Origin of the sequence: Mesorhizobium caraganae (genome assembly GCF_016836705.1) — a bacterium.
Lineage (GTDB): Bacteria > Pseudomonadota > Alphaproteobacteria > Rhizobiales > Rhizobiaceae > Mesorhizobium > Mesorhizobium caraganae.
The window spans coordinates 41739-61851 of sequence record NZ_JAFCGY010000025.1; the positions used below are offsets into that span (position 1 = coordinate 41739).

The 20113-nt window shown below is 63.9% G+C and carries 21 protein-coding genes; 10 read left to right on the plus strand and 11 right to left on the minus strand.

Features of this window, described 5'->3' with window-relative positions:
- Nucleotides 1-131: 131 nt before the first annotated feature.
- Nucleotides 132-803, plus strand: a complete 672-nt coding sequence (locus tag JQK88_RS27755; RefSeq protein ID WP_203280105.1) for a class I SAM-dependent methyltransferase — start codon at nt 132-134, stop codon at nt 801-803.
- Between the two features lie 37 nt (nt 804-840).
- On the opposite strand, the gene JQK88_RS27760 is transcribed toward JQK88_RS27755, so the two are convergent.
- The 4 genes from JQK88_RS27760 to JQK88_RS27775 form a co-directional block, all read right to left on the minus strand.
- Nucleotides 841-1992 (minus strand): glycosyltransferase family protein, encoded by a 1152-nt coding sequence (locus JQK88_RS27760; protein ID WP_203280085.1) that lies wholly within the window; start codon nt 1990-1992, stop codon nt 841-843.
- Entirely contained in the window at nt 1989-3233 is a 1245-nt protein-coding gene (locus JQK88_RS27765; RefSeq protein WP_203280086.1) for a glycosyltransferase family 4 protein, read from the minus strand. The genes JQK88_RS27760 and JQK88_RS27765 overlap by 4 nt, the downstream gene beginning before the upstream one ends.
- Before the next feature lies 1 nt (nt 3234).
- Complete coding sequence (locus JQK88_RS27770) at nt 3235-4449, minus strand: glycosyltransferase family protein (RefSeq protein ID WP_192258801.1); 1215 nt, start codon at nt 4447-4449, stop codon at nt 3235-3237.
- 664 nt (nt 4450-5113) lie between these two features.
- Nucleotides 5114-5392 (minus strand): hypothetical protein, encoded by a 279-nt coding sequence (locus tag JQK88_RS27775; RefSeq protein WP_192258802.1) that lies wholly within the window; start codon nt 5390-5392, stop codon nt 5114-5116.
- 173 nt (nt 5393-5565) lie between these two features.
- On the opposite strand from JQK88_RS27775, the gene JQK88_RS27780 reads away from it, so the two are divergent.
- Both JQK88_RS27780 and JQK88_RS27785 read left to right on the plus strand, forming a co-directional pair.
- A complete protein-coding gene (locus tag JQK88_RS27780; protein ID WP_203280087.1) occupies nt 5566-6531 on the plus strand; it encodes a M15 family metallopeptidase in 966 nt (321 codons plus the stop codon).
- Between the two features lie 117 nt (nt 6532-6648).
- Nucleotides 6649-6846, plus strand: a complete 198-nt coding sequence (locus JQK88_RS27785) for a hypothetical protein (protein WP_203280088.1) — start codon at nt 6649-6651, stop codon at nt 6844-6846.
- Between the two features lie 14 nt (nt 6847-6860).
- Here JQK88_RS27785 and JQK88_RS27790 read toward each other — a convergent pair whose 3' ends face one another.
- A complete protein-coding gene (locus JQK88_RS27790) occupies nt 6861-7301 on the minus strand; it encodes an Lrp/AsnC family transcriptional regulator (RefSeq protein ID WP_112560188.1) in 441 nt (146 codons plus the stop codon).
- Nucleotides 7302-7444: 143 nt separating this feature from the next.
- Here JQK88_RS27790 and rocF point away from each other — a divergent pair, with 143 nt between their 5' ends.
- Together rocF and ocd are read left to right on the plus strand one after the other, a co-directional pair.
- Nucleotides 7445-8380, plus strand: a complete 936-nt coding sequence (gene rocF, locus JQK88_RS27795) for an arginase (protein ID WP_203280089.1) — start codon at nt 7445-7447, stop codon at nt 8378-8380.
- The gene (gene ocd / locus JQK88_RS27800; RefSeq protein WP_203280090.1) at nt 8377-9435 is read left to right on the plus strand and encodes an ornithine cyclodeaminase; all 1059 of its coding nucleotides are present in this window, start codon (nt 8377-8379) and stop codon (nt 9433-9435) included. Before rocF ends, ocd begins: the two co-directional genes overlap by 4 nt.
- 133 nt (nt 9436-9568) lie before the next feature.
- On the opposite strand, the gene JQK88_RS27805 is transcribed toward ocd, so the two are convergent.
- From JQK88_RS27805 to JQK88_RS27825, 5 genes are all read right to left on the minus strand, one after another.
- Nucleotides 9569-10759 carry an integrase core domain-containing protein gene (locus JQK88_RS27805; protein ID WP_203280091.1) on the minus strand — a complete coding sequence of 397 codons (1191 nt, stop codon included), beginning with the start codon at nt 10757-10759 and terminating at the stop codon, nt 9569-9571.
- A 162-nt stretch (nt 10760-10921) separates the two neighbouring features.
- Complete coding sequence (locus tag JQK88_RS27810) at nt 10922-11923, minus strand: LacI family DNA-binding transcriptional regulator (protein ID WP_192251771.1); 1002 nt, start codon at nt 11921-11923, stop codon at nt 10922-10924.
- An 11-nt stretch (nt 11924-11934) separates the two neighbouring features.
- Nucleotides 11935-12951 (minus strand): ABC transporter permease, encoded by a 1017-nt coding sequence (locus tag JQK88_RS27815; RefSeq protein ID WP_203280092.1) that lies wholly within the window; start codon nt 12949-12951, stop codon nt 11935-11937.
- Nucleotides 12948-14447: a sugar ABC transporter ATP-binding protein gene (locus JQK88_RS27820; protein ID WP_203280093.1), complete on the minus strand. Its 1500-nt coding sequence runs from the start codon at nt 14445-14447 to the stop codon at nt 12948-12950. The genes JQK88_RS27815 and JQK88_RS27820 overlap by 4 nt, the downstream gene beginning before the upstream one ends.
- A gap of 136 nt (nt 14448-14583) precedes the next feature.
- The gene (locus JQK88_RS27825; protein WP_246750072.1) at nt 14584-15492 is read right to left on the minus strand and encodes a sugar ABC transporter substrate-binding protein; all 909 of its coding nucleotides are present in this window, start codon (nt 15490-15492) and stop codon (nt 14584-14586) included.
- 334 nt (nt 15493-15826) lie between these two features.
- On the opposite strand from JQK88_RS27825, the gene JQK88_RS27830 reads away from it, so the two are divergent.
- Together JQK88_RS27830 and JQK88_RS27835 are read left to right on the plus strand one after the other, a co-directional pair.
- Nucleotides 15827-16576: a COG4280 domain-containing protein gene (locus JQK88_RS27830; RefSeq protein WP_203280095.1), complete on the plus strand. Its 750-nt coding sequence runs from the start codon at nt 15827-15829 to the stop codon at nt 16574-16576.
- Nucleotides 16573-16788 (plus strand): hypothetical protein, encoded by a 216-nt coding sequence (locus JQK88_RS27835; RefSeq protein ID WP_203280096.1) that lies wholly within the window; start codon nt 16573-16575, stop codon nt 16786-16788. Before JQK88_RS27830 ends, JQK88_RS27835 begins: the two co-directional genes overlap by 4 nt.
- Here JQK88_RS27835 and JQK88_RS27840 read toward each other — a convergent pair.
- Complete coding sequence (locus JQK88_RS27840) at nt 16782-17414, minus strand: methyltransferase family protein (protein WP_203280097.1); 633 nt, start codon at nt 17412-17414, stop codon at nt 16782-16784. The two genes, JQK88_RS27835 and JQK88_RS27840, sit on opposite strands and share 7 nt — an antisense overlap.
- Before the next feature lie 185 nt (nt 17415-17599).
- Between JQK88_RS27840 and JQK88_RS27845 the strand changes: the two genes are divergently transcribed.
- The 3 genes from JQK88_RS27845 to JQK88_RS27855 are packed head-to-tail and all read left to right on the plus strand — an operon-like array spanning nt 17600 to nt 20111.
- Complete coding sequence (locus JQK88_RS27845; RefSeq protein ID WP_203280098.1) at nt 17600-18277, plus strand: winged helix-turn-helix domain-containing protein; 678 nt, start codon at nt 17600-17602, stop codon at nt 18275-18277.
- Nucleotides 18278-18334: 57 nt separating this feature from the next.
- Nucleotides 18335-18715 (plus strand): YkvA family protein, encoded by a 381-nt coding sequence (locus tag JQK88_RS27850; RefSeq protein WP_203280106.1) that lies wholly within the window; start codon nt 18335-18337, stop codon nt 18713-18715.
- A gap of 4 nt (nt 18716-18719) precedes the next feature.
- Complete coding sequence (locus JQK88_RS27855; protein ID WP_203280099.1) at nt 18720-20111, plus strand: HAMP domain-containing sensor histidine kinase; 1392 nt, start codon at nt 18720-18722, stop codon at nt 20109-20111.
- The last annotated feature ends 2 nt before the right edge of the window (nt 20112-20113 follow it).

Below are 20113 nucleotides of genomic sequence, written 5' to 3' on the forward strand. Positions count from 1 at the left end.
CAATAGGTTCCCTCCGGCAGCGGGCAATGGCAAAACGACTTGCGGCATAGTCACGTCCGCAAGTCGAACAGCCTCGCGGGAGGCAAGATTGCGTTGTGTCGCCCGAAATCCCAACATAGAAGACGAATATGATGGATGTCACGCAACCACGCAATGCCGGCATGGACGGGCACGAGCAAGCCCTGGACCTCACGCGGGGAATTGCTGCCTACGTCAACGACCCTCTCGTGGCCGGGCTGGCGCGCGTCATCGCCAAGCATCCGCAGGCCAATATCGCCAACGCCTTCAACCACAAGCAGGTCGCCTGCAAGATGTGGGCGCTCGACAGGCTGTTCGAAAGCTGCGGCGGCCGGTTCGGGCGCATATGGGTTCTGGGTGGATGGTACGGCGTGTTGCCGGCAATGCTTTTCAACGACGCCCGTTTCGACATCGCGGCGGTCGACAGCATCGACATCGATCCCGAAGTCGGGCCGGTCGCCCGAACCCTCAACCGGGAAGCCGGCGACCGCTTCCGGGCGCTGACGGAAGATATGTACGCACTCGACTATGCGGCCGGGCAGCCTGACCTGGTGGTCAATACGAGCTGCGAACACATAGCCGACCTCAGCGCCTGGCTTGCCCTGCTTCCGCGGGGCACGACTGTGCTGCTGCAATCGAACGATTATTTCAGCGAGCCGACGCACATCAACTGCGTGGCGTCACTGGCAGCCTTCGAGGCCATGGCGGCGCTGCGGGAGATCAGGTTCTCCGGCGAACTGCCGACAAAAAATTATACGCGCTTCATGCTGATTGGAGCTGTTTGAAGCGCGTTGGGCGAATCGAACCCGGACGCGACCCGCGTTAGGTTTTCGGGGACCAGGTCCGATACCGCTCGCGCAGGATTTGCGCCGAGCGGCGCGCGCCTTCCAGATCGAGACGATGCGCGGCCGGCTTCGGTCCCGCAAGCGCCTGCTCGATCGCTTTCGCCAGACCCTCAGGCGTCAGGTCCTTTTCCGCCAGCACCGTTGCCAGACCGAGTTCTTCTAGCATCTGGGCGCGGACCGTCTGTTCGGTTTCCCCGCCGGCCGCGAACGGTACAAGCAGGGAGCGACACCCCGCGCGCAGGACATCGCAGACCGTGTTGTAACCCGCCTGCGAGACGGACAGCCGGGCGCCGGTCAGCAGGCTGGCGAAATCCTCGCGGAACCTGAAGATGGACAGGCCCGGCGTGGCATCGCGTGAAATCGCGTCAAACTCGTCCTTCGGCAGGTTTGGGCCGGTGATCAAACACCACTTCCAGGAGTTATCGGCATTGTGCGCCGCCGCGATGGTGGATCGGACAAGGCTCTTTCCGGCAGCCCCGCCGCCAACCGACACCAGAACGTCGAAACGCTCGGAAGCCGCGGGCGCCGGGGGCGCGGCAACGAGCCCTGTGTAGGCAACCTCGGCCCTGATCGCTCCCGCCAGTGGAAATGTCTTCTCGATGGTTGCGAAAGCCGGATCGCCATGGACCATGACAAGGTCGAAGTGCCTGTTGACGAGATCGACCGTTTCCTCGTTTCGGCCCGGCTTGACGCGCTCCTGAAGGATATCGCGCACCGACGTCGCCAAAAGCGGCCTGGGCGACATCGCGTCGATGGCCCCGATCAGCGGCAAGAGTTCGAAACGCATCTGCCGGCGTCCAAAGGGAAACGCCTCGACAATGACGATGTCAGGCCTGCAATCGCGGAATGCCTGCAGCAGCATCTCGCAGCGCCGCGTCTTGAAATCATCGTCGACGGGCTTGCCTTGCAGGTCGACAAGCCCGGAAAATCCTTCATCGCCGGAGGTGACAGGCGGCAGCGTTACAGATTTTACACCAGGTCCCGGAAACCCCGTGACCGGCGTTCCGCCGGTCACGACGGTTACGTCAAACCCGTCATCGGCCAGGGCCGCCGCAATGCGGCTGGCGCGCGCGAGATGGCCGATGCCGAGCAGGTGCTGGACATAGAAGAAAGCGCGCAGCCGCTTCATTCGGCGGCCCGCCACTCCCGCTCGAACAGGTCCTTGAGCTGTCCAATGCTTGCCATATGATCGAAATTGCCGCGCACGCGCCGCTCCGCGGCGTCGCCGAGGCGGGCGCGCAGCACGGGATCACGGATCAGGCGCTCCAGCGCCTGTGCCAGGGCAGCCGGGTTTTCTGAGGGAATCAGCAGCCCGGTTTCATCCGACGATAAAAGCTCCGGCACGCCGGAAATATCGGTCGACACGCAGGCAAGCCGCTGGCTGGCCGCCTCCACCAGAACATTGGGCAGACCGTCCCGGTCGCCATCCGCGGTGATCCTGCAAGCGAGCGCAAAGATGTCGGCGCTGCGATAGTGCTCGAGCACCTCCTTCTGCGCCATCGCGCCTTTCCAGGAGATGCGACCCTCCAGTCCGAGCTTTCGCGCCAGCGCCTTGAGCCGTTCCAGTTCCTCACCGCCGCCGATATGCTCGAACCGCCACGCCAGATCACCAGGCAAGAGGGCGAGAGCCTCCAGCAACGTGTCGTAACCTTTCTTTGCAACGGCGCGCCCGACACTCAAGATGAGGACCGGTTCGTCCGGCGCCGAGCCGTCATGTTGATTTCGCGCCGCCTCGAAACTGCCGAAGCGATCGAGGTCGAGCCCATGATAGCTCAGATGCACGGACGAGCTGCCGTTGGCGAGTTTTTTCAGGCGGTCGAAGCCGGTTTGCGTGCAGGTGACCGTCCAGCGCGCCGAGGAAAGCTTGCCGGCCAGATCCCAGTCCGCCGAAGTCCAGATGTCCTTGGCATGGGCCGAACAGCTCCAGGGCTGGCCACGAAGCTGGCTGGCATAGCGCGTCACCGATGCCGGCGTGTGCACGAAATGGGCGTGCAGCCAACCCGCGTCTTGCGGCCATTCGGCCGCCAGCACGAGCGCTTGCCCGAAGCGGCGCACGCGATTGCGCGTAAAGTCGCGGGCGATATCTGCAGCCAGCGATTTGAGCGCGCGCCAAAAGCCCGGCCGCGGCAGGGCGGCAAACAGCGAGCGAACCACGCGCAACGGCTCGTCATGCAAATATTCCGGCAGATAATGGACGGGCGCCTTGATCTCGTCATGCACGGGGTGACGCTGTGCGTCGGTCGGCCGCCTGAGCGCGAAAAGTATGAGGTCGAACCCCGCACGCTCCAGACCGAGCAGTTCTTGCGCGATGAAGGTTTCCGACAGCCGCGGATAGCCCTTCAGAACCACGACGATCTTGCGGCTTTGCAACTCAGTTCACACCTTCAATGACCGAAAGGTGATGGCCGGCCCGGCGGTCGAGCAGTTCTGCGACGATTTCGGAAATATGAGGCAGCCCTTCCAGCGTCAGATGCGGATTGCTTTGCGATGGGCGGGGCCGATCCGGCAACACCTTCAATGCATCGGCGAACCGCTGGGAATCCTCGGCTTCTTCCGGCAAAAGCATCTCGATGAGGCCGAGTTCGGCTGCGCGCCGGGCGCGGATCAGTTGTTCCTCGCGGGGCGTGACGCGTGGCACGATCAGCGCCGGCTTGTCGAAAGACAATATCTCGCAATAGGTGTTGTAACCGCCCATCGCCACCACCGCCTTGGCGCCGGCAATCAGCTCTTCCATGCGGTTGTCGAACTCGATGATCTTGACATAGGGGATCTTGGCACCCTTCCTGACCAGCTTGTTGCGCTTGCGCGCCGGCATGTAGGGCCCCAGCACGATCAGCGCCCTATGCTGCAATTGCGAATCCTGCTGATAGGCATCGATGACGTCGTGGATCAGGTCGGCCCCGTCACCGCCGCCACCGGTGGTAACCAGGATATAGTCGCCCTCGGGCCTGTGGCCGGGCAACTCGTTCTGCTGCAGGCTCCGTTGCAGGAAACCGACAAACTTCATCTTTGCCCTGACCGCCGGCGGCACATCCAGGCCGGTCAACGGATCGTAGAAATCCGGCGGGCCATAGACCCAGACCTTGTCGTAGAACAGGCCGATCTTGCGCATCACGTCCCTGCGTGCCCACTCCGCTTCGAGCAGATGCGGCGCGTCCATCACCTCGCGCAGGCCGAGCACGAGCGTGGTGCCCCGCGTCTTGAGGTAGGACAGCGTGTCCTCGATCTCACCGCGCAAGCCGAGCGGCTCCTTGTCGACGATGAAGATATCCGGCCGGAAGCTCTCGGCCGTGTGGCGGATGATCGACTGACGCATCCTCAGCGTCTCATGCAGATCGATATCCTTTTCCAGGGAGGTGTATTCGCCGTTGCGCAGCTTGATGACGCTGGGGATCTTCACGAAGTCGACACGGGCGCGATAGTCGAAGGCGCCGGCGATGGTCGCACCCGAGATGATAAGCACCTGAAGTCCGCGGAAATCCCCGACCAGCGAATGCGCGATCGTTCGGCACCGCTGCAAATGGCCGAGCCCGAACGTGTCGTGGCTGTACATGAGAATTCGAGCGTCTTTTGCGTGCTGTGTCATGTTGAACGTCTTTTAGAATTCTCGCCGGACGGTGGGCAACCCCGCAAGCTTCGAAATCATCCGCGGGCCTGCCGACCTGTTCTGAGACGTGATGGGCGCGAGGTACACAACGGCGTTCTTCCCCTGGGCACGAATGCCAAGGGGCGCTGTTTGTGGCGCGATCCCTTGTCTTCGCAGACGATAGACGACCCGAGCACAAATCTCTGTCATGAGGCTTGACCCCGTGGAATTACATGCCTGCGGCCTGAGGCAGGCAGAGCGCATATTGCGAAAAGTTGAGAGCGACCAGGGGAAACGAGGTTGCCGCACATTGTGAGGAGAACCCCGCACCTTGGGAAAATGCTTCATAATCCATTGAAACGCAACGACCGCCAGAGGCCGCACGTTGCGGCCTTTTATCCTGCCATCAGCGTAGGCCGGTGGCAAGCCTCGTCACGTGGAGGGTTTCCGGATAGCGCGCCCGCCGCACCTGAGCCAAGGCCGACAGCTGGGCGCGCATGATCTGCCCAATCGGTCGACGCAGATTTCGGTGACGCGGATCGCCACAAGCTTGCAACCACAGCCGAAGTTGTTCGTGACTTTGGCGCGTGCGGAGAGCAAGTCTAGTTCTGAGACGAAAGCATCAGCTCGCCGTTGAAAGAAAACCGGATGCGGTAGTATCGCATCAGATGTTTGCGACTGCTTGACCGGGGGGTGCAGTGGATTCGTCTTCTTTCAAGCGCTGGCCGGCAACACTGGGGGTGCGCGATCCTGCGGTCTTCCAGACTGTTTCGCGCCGTATCTTCGGGGATTTGCCATGACAGCTGAAGCCAATACTGATCAGCTTACCAGGGAAGGTGTCGAAGCCATCGTTGCGGCAATCACGGCGCGGGTCACGGACCGCGAGGCGCTGATCTGGCTGTGGCCGCAGCTCGAAAAGCAGCTGATGGCCTATGATGGCCATCTGCAGACGACATTGTTTCCCGGTTTCGAGGCGCCTGCCGTGACGGCGCTGCCGCGTGCGCTCAGCCGGCGCGACCTGGCCGCCGCGCTAAGGCTGGCGCTGCTGACGACCCTGGACAGGGTCAGCCCTCTCGAGGCCGCCGCGCCCACAAGTGCTGCCGACATACTGGCGGAATGGAACAAGCTTCGGCCTTCGTCAGAAACAACATCAGCGATGGCTTTTCCGGATTTCAGAACATTCGCACCCGGCTCTATACCCAGTTCGGCGCGCCCAGCAATCCGGCCAAGGCGATCGACCGCTTCAACGCCTATTACAGCCAGCTCTCGGGTGCCGGCTTCCCCAAGGCGAGCTTCAAGTCGCCGGTGCATCCCGTGCTCAAGGCCCGGCTGGCGAACACGGTGGCGCTGCTGACGGCCAAGGGCGCTACGGCCGCGCTGACCAAGATCAAGAGCGTCGGCGGGTTCAACATCAGGCCCAATGTCAATTCGCCCGCGCGGCTCAGCAATCATTCCTTCGGCTGGGCGGTGGACATCGATCCGGCGATCAACCCCAATGTCAACAAGGATAATCTGCCATTGGCCATCATCGCCGCCTTCACCGGTGTCGACCTCTACGGCGCCGAGAGCGCCACGCTGCGCGCCGGCGGCCTTTATGACACGCTGCTGCCGGCGGCTATTGTACTGTCGAAGGCCAACGCCGCTGTCGTTGCCGCTTTCGCCAATGCCGATGGCCTCAAGGCCGCCATGGGCAACGCCGTAACACGGCTGGCCGGCGTGACCCTGCCGGCGGCGAAGCTCGCCACGGCCCATGCGCTGGCAACCGCCGTGCCGGCCAAGCAGACCGATCTCGCCACGCTGCTTCAGGGCGCTGGCGCCACGCCGGCCAAGGCCAAGTCGACCGCGAAGCTGCTGGCCGATGCCGCCGACCTCTCCCGCAGGGCGGCCAGGGTCAGCTCACCCAAGATCATCGGTACCGACGCTTCGGTTGCCCGCTTCGGCTTCTTCAATCTTGCTCCGCAAGCCGCAGCCGGGTTGGCCGCCAGCGACGGCGGCGGCCTGCGCTGGCTGGGCGCTGCCATCAAAACCAAGGACTACATGCATTTCGAGCTTGCGGAGGCCGATCAGCCGAAGCTGTTCTGACAGTACGTAGCGTCTGCAGGTTCTCGATATTTCACTCATTAATCGAGTTTTATCGATTGTTGGCGGGACGGTTCGACCGCCTCAAAAAATTTAAGTGCGCTGATAAGAGGAGCGCCAATGAGATTCGCAGCCATGCAAGATCCATGTGACCACTGGCTTGTCTACGATTTGATGTCAGCCCTGCCGGCGGAGGTAGAAGGACGATTGCTGATGGGGCTGACGCGGCGCGAAGCCGAGCAGCTTGCCGCGCAGGCCAATGCGAGCTTCGTCAGGCAGGCGACCCGTTCGCCAGTTCCGCACCCCAGCTTCGCCTAGAGATGCCGGCCTGACTACGCCAGCCTTGCCCTTGTCGTGCGCGGCGTCGCCAGCAAAAGGCTGGTCTCGCTGCCGGTTATTCCGGGGATCAGCCGTATCCGCCTCAGCACCGCGTCGAAATCGGTGAGCGACGCCGTGCCGAGTTCGACTACCAGGTCCCAGCGGCCATTGGTGGTGTGGATGGTCGAAACCTCGGCGAGGCCGCCGAGCGCCCGCACCACGCGGTCGGCGGCATGGCCTTCGATCTCGATCATCATCACCCCGCGTATCCTCTGGTCGACGGCGTCGGCGCGCAGCACCACGGTGTAGCCGATGATCTCACCCGACTTTTCCAGCCGCTCCATGCGCGCCCGGACCGTTGCGCGCGACACCCCGAGATCGACCGCCAGGTCGGAGATGCTGCGCCGCGCGTCGTGCCTGAGCAGCGTGACCAGCCTTTCGTCGAGCGCGTCCATGATTTATCCATTTTGATCAGGATGACTTCTCGAAATGATAAATCATTCTTTTCGAAATGCCAATTTCACCTGTTCAAACTGCCGGGCGGGAATGGTTCATTCCACGCATCAATCGCCCAATCAATTGCAAGGACAAAAGAATCATGCGCTGCAGGATCGTTGGCGCGCCGGTGCAGGACGGCGCGGGCAGGATGGGATGCGAGATGGGGCCGAGCGCGCTGCGCACGGCAGGGCTTGTCTCGGTCCTCTCCGAACTCGGCCATGAGGTCGAGGACTGGGGCGCGGTGCAGCCGGCTGCGGCGCGCGCCATCGTCCACGGCAATCTTGCGCTGAAGGCGCTGCCGGAGATTTCCGCCTGGACGGCGGCGATCGCCGAGACCGCCTATGCGGCCTCGCAGGACGCCATGCCGATCTTTCTTGGCGGCGACCACGCGATATCAGCCGGTACCGTATCAGGCATAGCGCGCCGGGCGGCCGAGCGCGGCCGGCCGCTCTTCGTGCTGTGGCTCGACGCGCATCCGGATTTCCACACGCTCGAAACCACCGTCAGCGGCAACCTGCACGGCGTGCCGCTTGCCTATGCCAGCGGCCGACCAGGCTTCAACGGCTATTTCCCGGACCTGCCCGTCGCCGTCGATCCCGCCCGCATCTGCGTCATGGGCCTGCGCAGCGTCGATCCGGCCGAGCGCCGGGCGCTGAACGAAGCGGGCGTGACCGTGCATGACATGCGCACCATCGACGAGCACGGCGTCGCACCTCTGCTGCGCGCCTTCCTCGCCCTCGTCGAAAAGGCCAATGGCCTGCTGCATGTCAGCCTCGACGTCGACTTCCTCGACCCTTCGATCGCGCCGGCCGTCGGCACCACTGTGCCCGGCGGCGCGACCTTCCGCGAGGCGCATCTGGTGATGGAGATGCTGTCAGACAGCGGCCTGGTCTCCAGCCTCGACCTTGTCGAGCTCAACCCGTTCCTCGACGAGCGCGGCCGCACCGCCACGCTGATGGTCGACCTCGCCGCCAGCCTGATGGGCCGCCGCATCATGGACCGCCCGACCCGCAGCCATTCCGGAAGCATTGCATGACCCAACCTTCCCGCCTTGCCATCGTCCCCTTCGTCAGCGTCGACCGCATGATGAGGCTGGTGCTGACCATCGGCGTCGAGCGGTTCCTGACCGAACTCGCCGCCTATATCGAGGAGGATTTCCGCCGCTGGGAACTGTTCGACAAGACACCGCGCATCGCCTCGCACAGCCATGACGGCGTCATCGAGCTGATGCCGACCAGCGACGGACGCCTCTACGGCTTCAAATATGTCAACGGCCATCCGAAGAACATGCGCGAGGGCCGCCAGACGGTCACCGCCTTCGGCGTGCTCGCCGATGTCGGTTCCGGCTATCCGATGCTGCTGACCGAAATGACGATCCTGACGGCGCTGCGCACTGCGGCAACCTCCGCTATCGCGGCCAAATATCTGGCGCCCAAGGGTTCGCGCTCCATGGCCATCATCGGCAATGGCGCCCAGTCCGAGTTCCAGGCCGTAGCCTTCAAGGCCCTGCTCGGCATCGACCGGCTGCGGCTCTACGACATCGACCGCTCCGCTTCGGAAAAATGCGCCCGCAACCTCGCCGGCAAGGGCTTTGACATCACCATCTGCACGGCCGGCCAGGATGCGGTGGAAGGCGTCGACATCATCACCACGGTGACCGCCGACAAGCAGTACGCCACCATCCTCACCGACAACATGGTCGGCTCCGGCGTCCATATCAACGCGGTCGGCGGCGACTGCCCCGGCAAGACCGAGCTGCATCGCGACATCCTGCTGCGCTCCGACATCTTCGTCGAGTTCCCGCCGCAGACGCGCATCGAGGGCGAGATCCAGCAGCTCGACGCCGACCATCCGGTGACCGAGCTGTGGCAGGTGATGACCGGCCAGGCGGAAGGCCGCAAGACGGCGGAACAGATCACGCTGTTCGATTCCGTCGGCTTCGCCACCGAGGATTTCTCGGCACTGCGCTATGTCCGTGACCAGCTCCAGGCCACCGGACTCTATGAAGAGCTCGATCTGCTCGCCGACCCCGACGAGCCGCGCGACCTGTTCGGCATGCTGCTCAGGGCAGGTTTGCAGCCGGCCGCGTGAAGAAATTTGCTCGAGTGTCAAAGCCGATCGAAACTCTGCTTGCCACGGCAGCGCCGCCCCTCATCCGCCTGCCGGTGTCCAGCCGATAGATGGGTAACAGTTTGAACCGGATACATAGGTAACAGTTTTCGCCTTATGTTGAGTTCGCCGCAGCGCCAAGCGGTTTGGTTGGCGCGGCGCTTCGGCGAACCAGTTTCCCGTGCTTCTGGTCGATAAACCCGAGCGGATGGGCATAGAAGCGTATCGCCCATTCGCCGCGCTCAGTTTCTTCGATGGCAACCGGTTCGCCTGCCAGCGTGGCCGAGACGTAGATTTCGGCGCCCTGCCATTTGACGGCTCCGTTCTGGCGCACACTGCGCACCGCTGCCTCGGCCGGATAGTCCGGCTCAGGGGTAGTCTTGGGCATGGACCGGGTCGAGGGCCGGTAATGCTGTGCTGGGGTTCCCATGCCAAGTGCCTCGTGCGGGCGCTCCTCATTGTAGCTGCGCCGGAAGGCCTCGAAAGCCTGGGCTTGGGCCGTTCTGTCGGCTTCCGGCGCCTTGGCCATCGGCAGCATGGTCAGATGGAAACGTTCATGGCGTCCGTTCTGCTGCGGCTTTCCCGGCTGGATGCGCTCAAGGACGATGCCGAGTTTGACGAAGCGCGCCGCGAGTGGCGTCAGCCCGGTGACGCCGGCCGATGCAAATGGGGAACCATTGTCGCTTCTGAACCGATCCGGCAGGCCATTCTCCTCAAACAACCGCTCAAACACCGGCCAGGCCTCTTCATCCGCCGTCGAGTTCGTTGCCTCCAGCCCCAACAGATAGCGGCTCGCCACATCCATCACCGTCAGCGGTTCGCAACGCCACCCGTCTCGGGTCCGGAACCAGCCCTTGTGGTCCCCGCTCCACACCGTGTTCGGCTCCGAAGCCTCCGGCCATGGGCCATTGCCTGCCGCCTTCCAGCGCCTGCGCTTGCGCCCCACAAGTCCATGTCGCTTCAGAAGTTCACCGGCCGTCGAGACCGCGGGCCAGCCGCAGCAAGGCTCCGCATGCTTGAGCCTGGCCATGATCTTCTTGGGACCCCACAGCGGGTGCGCCTCTTTCATGGCAACGATCCGCTCCACCACATCCCAAGGCGTAGCCCGGCCGTGATTGAGTGGCGCACGCGGAAGATCATGCAGACCTGCCGGCCCAAACTTCCGGTAGCGTTCAAGCCATTTGTAGCCAGTCTTGCGAGAGATACCCAACGTCGCACACAGCTGCGTCATCGTCTCCTCGCCGGTCAGGCACCCCACCACAAACCGAAGCCGCTCATCCATGATGCCAGTCTCTCGCCAAACCATCGCCGGTCCTCCCGGCGAGGGAGAAAACTGTCACCCATCTAATCGGTCCATTCTGTTACCCATCTATCCGGTTCGGACAGAGCGCCCCTCTCCCCGTCACTATACGGGGAGAGGATGCCGGCAGGCAGGTGAGGGGCAGCGCAGACGCCTAGAAGGCTGGCTCTACTGCCGAAGCGGCGCGCAGCTCTCCCTTTCGACAAGCACCGGGGTGAGCACTTCGCGGCGCGAATGCGCCGCCGGCTCGGCAACCCGCGCGAGCAGCAGGCTCACCGCCCGCGTGCCGATCTTCTCGACCGGCTGCGCGATCGTCGTCAGCGGCGGCCATGTGGTGACGGCATAGGGGATGTCGTCGAAGCCGACCATCGAGATGTCGTCGGGGACCCGCAACCCGCGCGAACGCAGCACCGTCAGCGCGCCCATCGCCATAAGGTCGTTGCAGGCAAACAGCGCGGTGATGTCGGGCGCCTGCGCCATCAGCCGTTCCATCGCCGTGCGGCCGCCGGCGAAATGATAGTCGGAATCGACGACGGCATTCGCCGGCAGGTCGAGCCCGGCTTCTTGCAGCGCCCTGGCGAAGCCGCGTAGACGGGCCGGGCTGGAGCTGGAATCGCGCGGGCCGCCGATGACGCCGATCTTCTCGTGACCGAGCCCGACCAGATAGCGGCCGGCGAGATAGCCGCCATGATCGTGATCGACCAGCACGGTATCGACATTGACCGAATGGATCTCGCGGTCGAGCAGCACCGCCGGCACGCCGGGCAGAAGATTGGAGAACACCCGCGCATGGTCGGACGAGCCGGCGAAGATCAGCCCGTCGATCTGCTTGGCCATCAGCACCTGGAGGTAGCGCTCCTCCTTCTCGGCGCTGCCGTCGGAGTTGCACAGGATCACCGTATAGCCGGCAAGGAAGCCGGCATCCTCGATCTGGCGCGCCACGCTGGCGAAGAACGGGTTGGAATTGTCCGGCAGCAGCAGGCCGATGGTCTTGGTCTCGCCGCGCCTCAGGCTGCGGGCGAGCGTGTTGGGCCTGTAGCGCAGAGCGGCGATGGCCGAATGCACGCGCTCGGCCGTCTCCGGCTCGACATGGCGCGTGCGGTTCATCACATGCGAGACGGTTGCGACCGATACTCCGGCATGGCGCGCGACATCGGCAATCGTCGTCATTAGTTGTCCCTCTAGCGGATCACCTTCAGCAGCTTTTCCCGATAGGCGTCTAGGATGACGGCAAGCACAATGACAAGGCCTATCACGATCGGCTTGAAATTATCGCCGACGCCAAGCAGCTGCAGCCCGGTCGACAGCACCTGCAGGATGCAGGCGCCGACCAGCGTGCCGATGATCGAGCCCTTGCCGCCGCTAAGGCTGGTGCCGCCGATGATGACGGCGGCAATGGCGTTGAGCTCGTAGCCGACGCCGGCGATCGGGCTGCCTATGTTGAGGCGCAACAGATAGACCATTGCCGCGATGCCGGCGGTCAGGCCGCTGATGATGAAGGCGGCGATCTTGTAGAAATCCGGATTGTGGCCGGACAGCCGCACCGCCTCGTCATTGGTGCCGACGGCGAAGATCATGCGGCCGAACACGGTGAAGCGCAGCACGAACCAGCCGGCCGCGATCACCAGCACCGCGATCAGGAAGATCGACGGCAGGAAGCCGCCAATGATGAGGTTGCCGAAATCGACGAAACTCTGCGGCAGGCCGGTGATGGTCGAATTGTCACTGACCACGCGGGCCGCGCCCGCCGCCATGTTGAGCATGCCGAGCGTGACGATGAAGGACGGGATCTTCCAGCGCGTCGAGATCCAGCCATTGAGGAAGCCGCAGACCGCTCCCGTGGCCATGCACGCCAGCAGCGCCAGCAGGATCGCCACCCCCGGCGACAGGCTCTCGTCGATCATGACAGTGGCGCCGACCACCGTGCACAGCGCCAGCACCGATCCCACAGAAAGGTCGATGCCGCCGGTGAGGATGACGAAGGTCATGCCGGCGGCGAGCACCGTGTTGATGGCGATCTGCACGAAGATCTTCAGCGCATTGCCCGACGTGGCGAAGTAGGGCGCCGTCGCCGAGAAGAACACGGTGATCAGCACCAGCGCCAGAAGCACGCCGGCATCGCGCACCAGAAAGCGCAGGAATTTCGCGCGGCCCGGGGAAACAGGCGCCGACGCAGTCACTTGCGACGTCTCGCTCATGGTCGCACATACTCCTGATAGGCGAGCGACAGGATGTGCTCCTGGTCGAACGCGGCGCGCGGCACGTCGCCGACGATCTTGTTTTTGGAAAAGACGATGATGCGGTGGCACATGCCCATCAACTCGGGCAGGTCGGACGACACCATGATGATGCCCTTTTTTGCCGCCGCAAGCATCCACAGCAGCTGGTAGATCTCGCGCCGCGCGCCGATGTCGACGCCACGGGTCGGCTCGTCGAGGATCAGCGTCGAGGTGCCCCGGAACAGCCACTTCGCCAGCACCACCTTCTGCTGGTTGCCGCCCGAGAGATTGCGCACCGCCTGCTCGATCGAACTCGCCTTGACCCTGAGCTGGCCGACCAGATCGTTGGCGGCGGCAGCCTCCGCCCGGCGGTTGAGCAGCCCGTTGCGCGAGACTTTTCCCAGATCGGTGATGGTGATGTTCTTGTCCACCGCCATGTCGAGCAGCAGGCCCTGGCCCTTGCGGTCTTCGGTGAGCAGGCTCAAGCCGTGCCGCACTGCATCCTTGGGCGCGGCGATCGCCACTGGCTTGCCGTCGATCTCGACCACGCCGTCGAGTTTCGGATCGGCCCCGAACAGCGCCCGCATGGCCTCGGTGCGGCCGCTGCCGACCAGCCCGGCGACGCCGAGGATTTCGCCATGGCGGACGGCGAAGGAAATGGCTGGGGTCTCGGTGCTGCGTTTGAGATTGGCGACGCTGAGCGCGACGGTGCCCGGCACGATCGAAGCATCGAAGCCATATTCGTCGGCAATGTCGCGGCCGATCATCATGCGCACCAGGTCCGGCACGGTGAGGCCCTGCAAGTCGCGGGTTGCGACCAGTTTTCCGTTGCGCAGCACCGTCACCCGGTCGCCGATCTCGAACACCTCGTGCAGGCGGTGCGAGATGTAGATGATGGTGACGCCCTTGGCTTTCAGCCGCTTGATGATGGCGAACAGCCGCTCGATCTCCGGCGGCGTCAGCGTCGCCGTCGGCTCGTCGAGGACAAGCAGCTTTGAGTCATTGCTCAGCGCCTTGGCGATCTCGACCAGCTGCATCTGCGCCACGCCGAGTGCCTCGACGCGGGTGCGCGGGTCGATGTCGAGGCCGACCTCGTTCAACAGCGCCACGGCGCGGCTGTTGAGCGCCTTGCCGTCGACGATGCCGAAGGCGCGGCGCGGCAGGTTTTCCAGCATCAGATTCTCGGCGATGCTGAGATAGGGCAGAAGGTTGAGTTCCTGATGCACGATGCGGATGCCGGAGAGCTGCGCATCATGCGGCGTCTTCGGCCGATAGGGCTGGCCGTTGAAGGCGATCGAGCCGGAGTCCGGCTGGTAGATGCCGGCCAAGAGCTTGATCAGCGTCGACTTGCCGGCGCCGTTCTCGCCCAGGATGATGTGGGTCTCGCCGCGCGCGATCGACAACGACACCTCGCTCAGCGCGACGGCGCCGGGAAAAATCTTTCCGACCCCTTCAAGGGAGAGAATCGCATCCATGGGCAGCGGAATCCTAAACTGCGCGCGTCCGCCGCGAAAGCGGCGCGGGAGCGTCGCCATCGCCGCCGACAGTTTGCCGGCGGCGATGATGAGACAAGCGGAAACGCCGGAGGGAGTACCGGCGCCTTCGTTCGCCTCAGCCGGTGATCAGCTTGATGTCGGTCTTGACCCAGCCGGAGAACTTTTCGCCCGCAAGTTCGCGCAGGCCGTAATCGATGCCCATGGCTGCCATCTGCGCGCCATACTGCTCCACCGTTGCGAGCATCTTGCCCGCCTTGAGCAGCGGGCCGACGGCCGGGATGTTGTCGAAGCCGACAACCTTGATCTGGCCCGACTTGCCGGCCGCGTCGAGCGCCTTGACGACACCGAGCGCCATCGAATCATTGGCCGCCATCACGCCCTGTATGTCCTGGTACTGGGTGAGGAAGTTGGTCATCAGCGTGTTGGCTTCCTCGGTCTCCCAATGCGCCGTCTTGGAGTCGAGCAGCTCGAGGCCGTTCTCCTTGACCGCGTCGTCGAAGCCGAGCTTGCGCTCCTTGGCATTGTCGGCTTCCGGGTTGCCTTCGAGGATGACGACCTTGCCGCCCTTGCCCAGCGCCTTGCCTAGCGCATCGCCGGCAAGCTTGGCGCCGCTGCGATTGTCCGGACCGAAGAAGGCGAGGTCGATGCCGGCCTTCTTCTTGGCTTCGGCGTCGAGCGCGACGTCGATGTTGATGACTTTGATGCCGGCCTGCAGCGCCTTGGCGATCGGCGTCACCATGGCCTTCGAATCGGCCGGCGCGACGACGATGATGTTGTAGTTCTGGGTGATGAAGTTCTCGATGGCGTCGACCTGGGCGGCGAAGTCGCGCTCGTCCTTCATGCCGACGGCGGCGAAGTCGAACTTGTCCTTGTTCTTGGCGGCATACTCCTCGGCGCCGGCCTGCATCTGCTTGAAGAACTCATTGGCCAGCGACTTCATGACCAGTCCGACCTTCGGCTTGTCGGCGGCAAAGACCGGCCCAAGCGGCAGCGCGAGTGCGCCCACGGCCATGGCGCTGGTCATCAGGAACTGGCGGCGCGAGAACGGGCCGAGCCCGTCCGTAATTGTTTTCTTGCTCATGATTCCTCCTCTGTGATCCCTAGTAATCGGTTACGCAACCGATTACGCCGCAGGTTAGTGCTAGGCTTTGCTAGGTGTCAATATCGGCGGCGGCAACTTCCAGCGCCGTCGCTGGCGCACCTTGCGGTGGCTCGGGCCGCAACGCGTCCGTCTCGATTGGGCCAAAACGCCACCGGCCGACGCATCGATCGCATTCTCGCTGCCGCCGCAGCGCTGTATCGTTCTCAATACCTGGTGATTCCCGGTCCAGTGATTCCCGAGCAGACAGGAAGCCTTCATGCATGGCCTGACGCCCATACTTTCCGCTGTGGCCGCCTCGTTCCTCGCCTCCTTCGTCGAAGTGGTCGAGGCCTTCACCATCGTGCTGGCGGTCGGCGTCACCCGCAGCTGGCGGCCAGCGCTGACGGGCGCCGCCCTTGCGCTGACGCTGCTGGCGGCTTTGGTGCTGGCCTTCGGACCGTTGCTGGCGCTGGTTCCCATTAGCGTGCTGCAGTTCGTCGTCGGCGTGCTCCTGATCCTGTTTGGCATGCGCTGGTTGAGAAAGGCCATCTTGCGCGGCGTCGGCGTCATTGCCTTGCATGACGAGGACGCCGCCTTTTCCAGGGAAACCGCCGCCTTGCAGCAACAGGCCAATGACCGCCGCGCCGATTACCTGGCCGGGCTCGCGGCTTTCAAGGCGGTGCTGCTCGAAGGTGTCGAGGTGGTGTTCATCGTCATTGCCGTGGGTGCTGCGCACGCGCAGACCTTCTATGCCAGCCTTGGCGCACTGGCGGCGTTTATCCTGGTGACGATCATCGGCCTGGCGGTGCACCGGCCGCTGGCGCGGGTGCCGGAAAATGCGCTCAAATTCGCCGTCGGCCTGATGTTGACCAGCTTCGGCATTTTCTGGACCGGCGAAGGGCTTGGCGCCGACTGGCCGGGCGCCGATCTGGCGCTGCTGGCCATCTTCGCCATCATCGCCGTCGCGTCCTTCGCCATCGTGCGCTGGTTGCGCGACCCCAAGGCTACACAAGGAGCTGCCCGATGAAACTCCTGCGCCTCATCCTGAAGGAACTCGTCGGCATGTTCATCGACGACGGCAGCCTGGCGACGCTGGCGCTGCTACTGATCGTGGCGATCACCGCGGCGGTGAAGCTGCTGGCGCTGCCGCCGCTTGCCGGCGGCATCCTGCTTCTGGCGGGCTGCCTCGCCATCCTGCTCTACAGCGTGCGCCGCGCGGCGCGGCGCTCCGGTCAGTAAAGGGTGAAAAACACCGGCAGCACGCCGCTGATCCGCAACTGCTCGACCGTCTCGATGGCCGGAAACAGCGCCAGGAAATAGAGCCCGTCGACGAATGTCCGCCGCAACGCCTTGGTCGAGAACCGGCGTTCGGCCTGGTCGTGAAACAGCAGCGGGTTCGGCCAGAACGGCGGCGTGCGTTCGGCATAGGCGCTGTAGGCGGGGCCGACCTTTCCAAACAGGAACTCGGCCTCCTTGCGCGCCGTCACCCGGAACACAAGGTAGCTCACCAGAGCGAGCGCAGCCGCCACCAGCACCGAGCCATACATCAACCCGATGCCCGCGGCGCCGACCGTGGAAAAGAAATAGAGCGGGTTCCGGCTCATCGAGAACGGACCGATGGTGACCAGCTCGTCGTTCTTCCTGCCGCCGACATAAAGAATGCTCCACAGCCGGCCGAGAATGCAGACCAGCACGAAGCCGATGCCGAGCGCTTCTATGTATTCATGCCCGTCCGAGCCTTCGACGAGAAAGGGTTTTGTGAACAGCAGCGGCGCAATGGCGAGGACTGCGGCGACTTGTACAACGATGAGGCGCTTGTGCTGGTCGAACGCCTTCGCCGCCGGCTTGGGGGGAGCTTCGCTCATCATAGTTCCTGCTCTCCGGCAGGGCCCATCGCGCCGGTGTCTCGCCCATCCACTAGCGCTTCCGTGCGGCGATGACGAGGCGCCGACCGATGATTCCAGGAAAAAGCATGAAGCGGCTTTTCGGCCGGAATTGCGCCAAAACAGGGCATTAGAGCGGGCTCCAATGGCCAGCGATTGGAGCAACAATGCGCCTTCTTCTCGTCGAGGACGACCCACGCACGGCCGACTATGTCGTCAAGGGCCTGAGTGAGGCAGGCCATATCTGCGATCTGCTGCGCGATGGCCGCGACGGGCTGTTTGTGGCGACCCGCAATGCCTATGACGTGATCGTCGCCGACCGCATGTTGCCTGGCCTCGACGGCCTGTCGATGATCAAGGCAGTGCGCGCGGCTGGCGTGCGCACGCCGGCGATCTTTCTGACCTCGGTCGGCGGTGTCGACGACCGCGTCGAGGGGCTCGACGCAGGCGGCGACGATTATCTGGTCAAGCCTTTCGCCTTTTCCGAACTGCTTGCCCGCATCAACGCACTCGGCCGCCGCCCGGCGGTGCAGGAGCAGAAAACCACGCTGCGCATCGCCGACCTCGAAATGGACCTGATCCAGCGCCGTGTCACCAGGCAGGGCCAGGCCATCGACCTGCAGCCGCGCGAATTCAGCCTGCTCGAAGCGCTGATGCGCGGCGAGGGCCGCGTCATCACCCGCACCATGCTTCTGGAACGGGTCTGGGATTTCCATTTCGACCCCAAGACCAGCGTCGTCGAAACCCATATCAGCCGGCTGCGCGCCAAGATCGACCGGCCGTTCGAGGTGCCGCTGATCCACACCGTCCGCAACACCGGCTACAGCCTGCACGCGCCGAGTTGAATGGGCCATGCTCGATCGCATCTCGCACGTCCAACTGGCTGTACGTATATGAGCGATATGTCGATGCTGGACTCTGCAGAGCGATGGGCGCGCGGCATCACGCGCGACACGGTGGCATTGTGGCTTGCCGCCCGCGATCCTCGTGTGCCTTGGTACGCAAAGGCCGCTGCCGGAGCGGTTGCGGCCTATGCTCTGAGCCCCATCGACCTCATTCCTGATTTTATCCCGGTCATCGGCTATCTGGATGATCTGCTGATCGTCCCGCTCGGCATCATGCTTGCGGTCAAGCTGGTGCCAGCCGGTCTCATGCAGGAATTCCGTGATGCGGCCACGCGCCGCGCCAAGCCGATTGGCAAGGCCGGACTGGTCTTCATGATTGCTGTCTGGATATTGGCGGCGCTGGCGTTGCTATGGCTGTTCTGGCCGAAGTCCGCCTGAAGCGATGAAGGAAACAAGCGCCAACCTGCTGCGCAGCACGCCGTTCCGGCTGGCGCTCACCTTTGCCTTGCTGTTCGTGCTCGCCTTCATTCTGTCCGGCGCCATCGTCTACCAGCTGATGAGCGCCGATCTTGCCGAGCGGTTGGACGAGGGGATCAAGGAGACCTATTCCGTCGTCGCCGTTACCTATTCGCAAAGCGACCAGGAGGATCTGGTCCTGGCGGTCGACAGCCATGCCGCCCTCAGCCCCGAAAAGGAGCAGCTGTTTTCGCTGACCGACAGCAATGGCAATCGCCTGGCCGGGAATTTCACCGCAGCCGACCTTCCCGACGGCTTTTCGGATTTTGCCGCTTCCCTGCCGGGCGTGGCGCCCGGCACCCTGTACCGCGCCTGGTCCGGTTCGGTCGGGCCAAACAGCCTGACCGTTGCCTTCTCGCTCTCTGAAACCGAAGAGCTGGAGAGGATTGTGCTGATGAGCTTCGGCTGGGCAACCTTGATTATCTCGGGCCTTGGGATGGCCGGCGGTGCCTTGCTGGCGTCGCGGGTGCAACGCCGCCTCGACGGCATTGCCGCCACCATGGACGATGTCTCCAACGGCCGGCTCGACGCCCGCATTCCGCTGCTTGGCAATGGCGACGACATTGACGGCGTCTCCTCGCAGGTGAACACCGCGCTGGAACGGCTGGCATCCCTTGTCGACGGCATGCGCCAGGTCAGCGCCGACATCGCGCACGACCTGAAGACGCCGCTCAACCGGTTGCAAATGATTCTCGAGGCCGCCACCGACAAGACGACGCGGGGCGAGGCCGTTGCCGATGAGCTGGCGGAGGCGCGCGAAGAGAGCCTGCAGATCAACGAGACCTTCGATGCGCTGTTGCGCATCGCCCAGATCGAGGCCGGCGCGCGCAAGGCGCGCTTTGTCGATCTCGACCTTAACGGCGTCGTCGAAAGCATCGGCGAGATTTACGCCGACGTCGCCGATGACGACGGCAAGTCACTGTCGGCCCGGATTGTCCCTGGCGCGCCATGCCTGGTTCACGGCGATCGCGACCTGCTGACGCAACTGTTCGCCAATCTGGTGGAAAACGCGCTGCGGCATTGCCCGAAGGCCACGACCATCCGGCTATCCGTGACGCGGCGGGCCGACCGCATCGTGGCTGAGGTCGCGGACAATGGCCCTGGCATACCTGCCGAAGAGCGCGAAAAAGTGTTCCAGCGGCTCTACCGGCTGGACACCAGTCGCACCACGCCCGGCAGCGGGCTAGGGCTCAGCCTGGTGCGGGCCATCGCCGACCTGCATGGGGCATCGATCTCACTCGAGGACCGCCATCCCGGCCTGGGGGTCATTGTCGGTTTCCCGGCAGCAAAGACATCACTGGCCTCGTCGACTGCCTAGAT

Bases quoted from the DNA above. Each gene is read 5' to 3' on its own strand.
- JQK88_RS27825 (WP_246750072.1), bottom strand. From the start codon at position 15,492: ATGACCAGCGCCATGGCCGTGGGCGCACTCGCGCTGCCGCTTGGGCCG.
- JQK88_RS27835 (WP_203280096.1), top strand. From the start codon at position 16,573: ATGAAACTCCTGCGCCTCATCCTGAAGGAACTCGTCGGCATGTTCATC.
- JQK88_RS27755 (WP_203280105.1), top strand. From the start codon at position 132: ATGGATGTCACGCAACCACGCAATGCCGGCATGGACGGGCACGAGCAA.
- JQK88_RS27820 (WP_203280093.1), bottom strand. From the start codon at position 14,447: ATGGATGCGATTCTCTCCCTTGAAGGGGTCGGAAAGATTTTTCCCGGC.
- JQK88_RS27770 (WP_192258801.1), bottom strand. From the start codon at position 4,449: ATGACACAGCACGCAAAAGACGCTCGAATTCTCATGTACAGCCACGAC.
- JQK88_RS27785 (WP_203280088.1), top strand. From the start codon at position 6,649: ATGAGATTCGCAGCCATGCAAGATCCATGTGACCACTGGCTTGTCTAC.
- JQK88_RS27855 (WP_203280099.1), top strand. From the start codon at position 18,720: ATGAAGGAAACAAGCGCCAACCTGCTGCGCAGCACGCCGTTCCGGCTG.
- JQK88_RS27810 (WP_192251771.1), bottom strand. From the start codon at position 11,923: ATGACGACGATTGCCGATGTCGCGCGCCATGCCGGAGTATCGGTCGCA.
- rocF (WP_203280089.1), top strand. From the start codon at position 7,445: ATGCGCTGCAGGATCGTTGGCGCGCCGGTGCAGGACGGCGCGGGCAGG.
- JQK88_RS27790 (WP_112560188.1), bottom strand. From the start codon at position 7,301: ATGGACGCGCTCGACGAAAGGCTGGTCACGCTGCTCAGGCACGACGCG.
- JQK88_RS27805 (WP_203280091.1), bottom strand. From the start codon at position 10,759: ATGGTTTGGCGAGAGACTGGCATCATGGATGAGCGGCTTCGGTTTGTG.
- JQK88_RS27845 (WP_203280098.1), top strand. From the start codon at position 17,600: ATGCGCCTTCTTCTCGTCGAGGACGACCCACGCACGGCCGACTATGTC.
- JQK88_RS27815 (WP_203280092.1), bottom strand. From the start codon at position 12,951: ATGAGCGAGACGTCGCAAGTGACTGCGTCGGCGCCTGTTTCCCCGGGC.
- JQK88_RS27830 (WP_203280095.1), top strand. From the start codon at position 15,827: ATGCATGGCCTGACGCCCATACTTTCCGCTGTGGCCGCCTCGTTCCTC.
- ocd (WP_203280090.1), top strand. From the start codon at position 8,377: ATGACCCAACCTTCCCGCCTTGCCATCGTCCCCTTCGTCAGCGTCGAC.
- JQK88_RS27775 (WP_192258802.1), bottom strand. From the start codon at position 5,392: ATGGCCATCATAGGCCATCAGCTGCTTTTCGAGCTGCGGCCACAGCCA.
- JQK88_RS27840 (WP_203280097.1), bottom strand. From the start codon at position 17,414: ATGAGCGAAGCTCCCCCCAAGCCGGCGGCGAAGGCGTTCGACCAGCAC.
- JQK88_RS27780 (WP_203280087.1), top strand. From the start codon at position 5,566: ATGGAACAAGCTTCGGCCTTCGTCAGAAACAACATCAGCGATGGCTTT.
- JQK88_RS27850 (WP_203280106.1), top strand. From the start codon at position 18,335: ATGTCGATGCTGGACTCTGCAGAGCGATGGGCGCGCGGCATCACGCGC.
- JQK88_RS27760 (WP_203280085.1), bottom strand. From the start codon at position 1,992: ATGAAGCGGCTGCGCGCTTTCTTCTATGTCCAGCACCTGCTCGGCATC.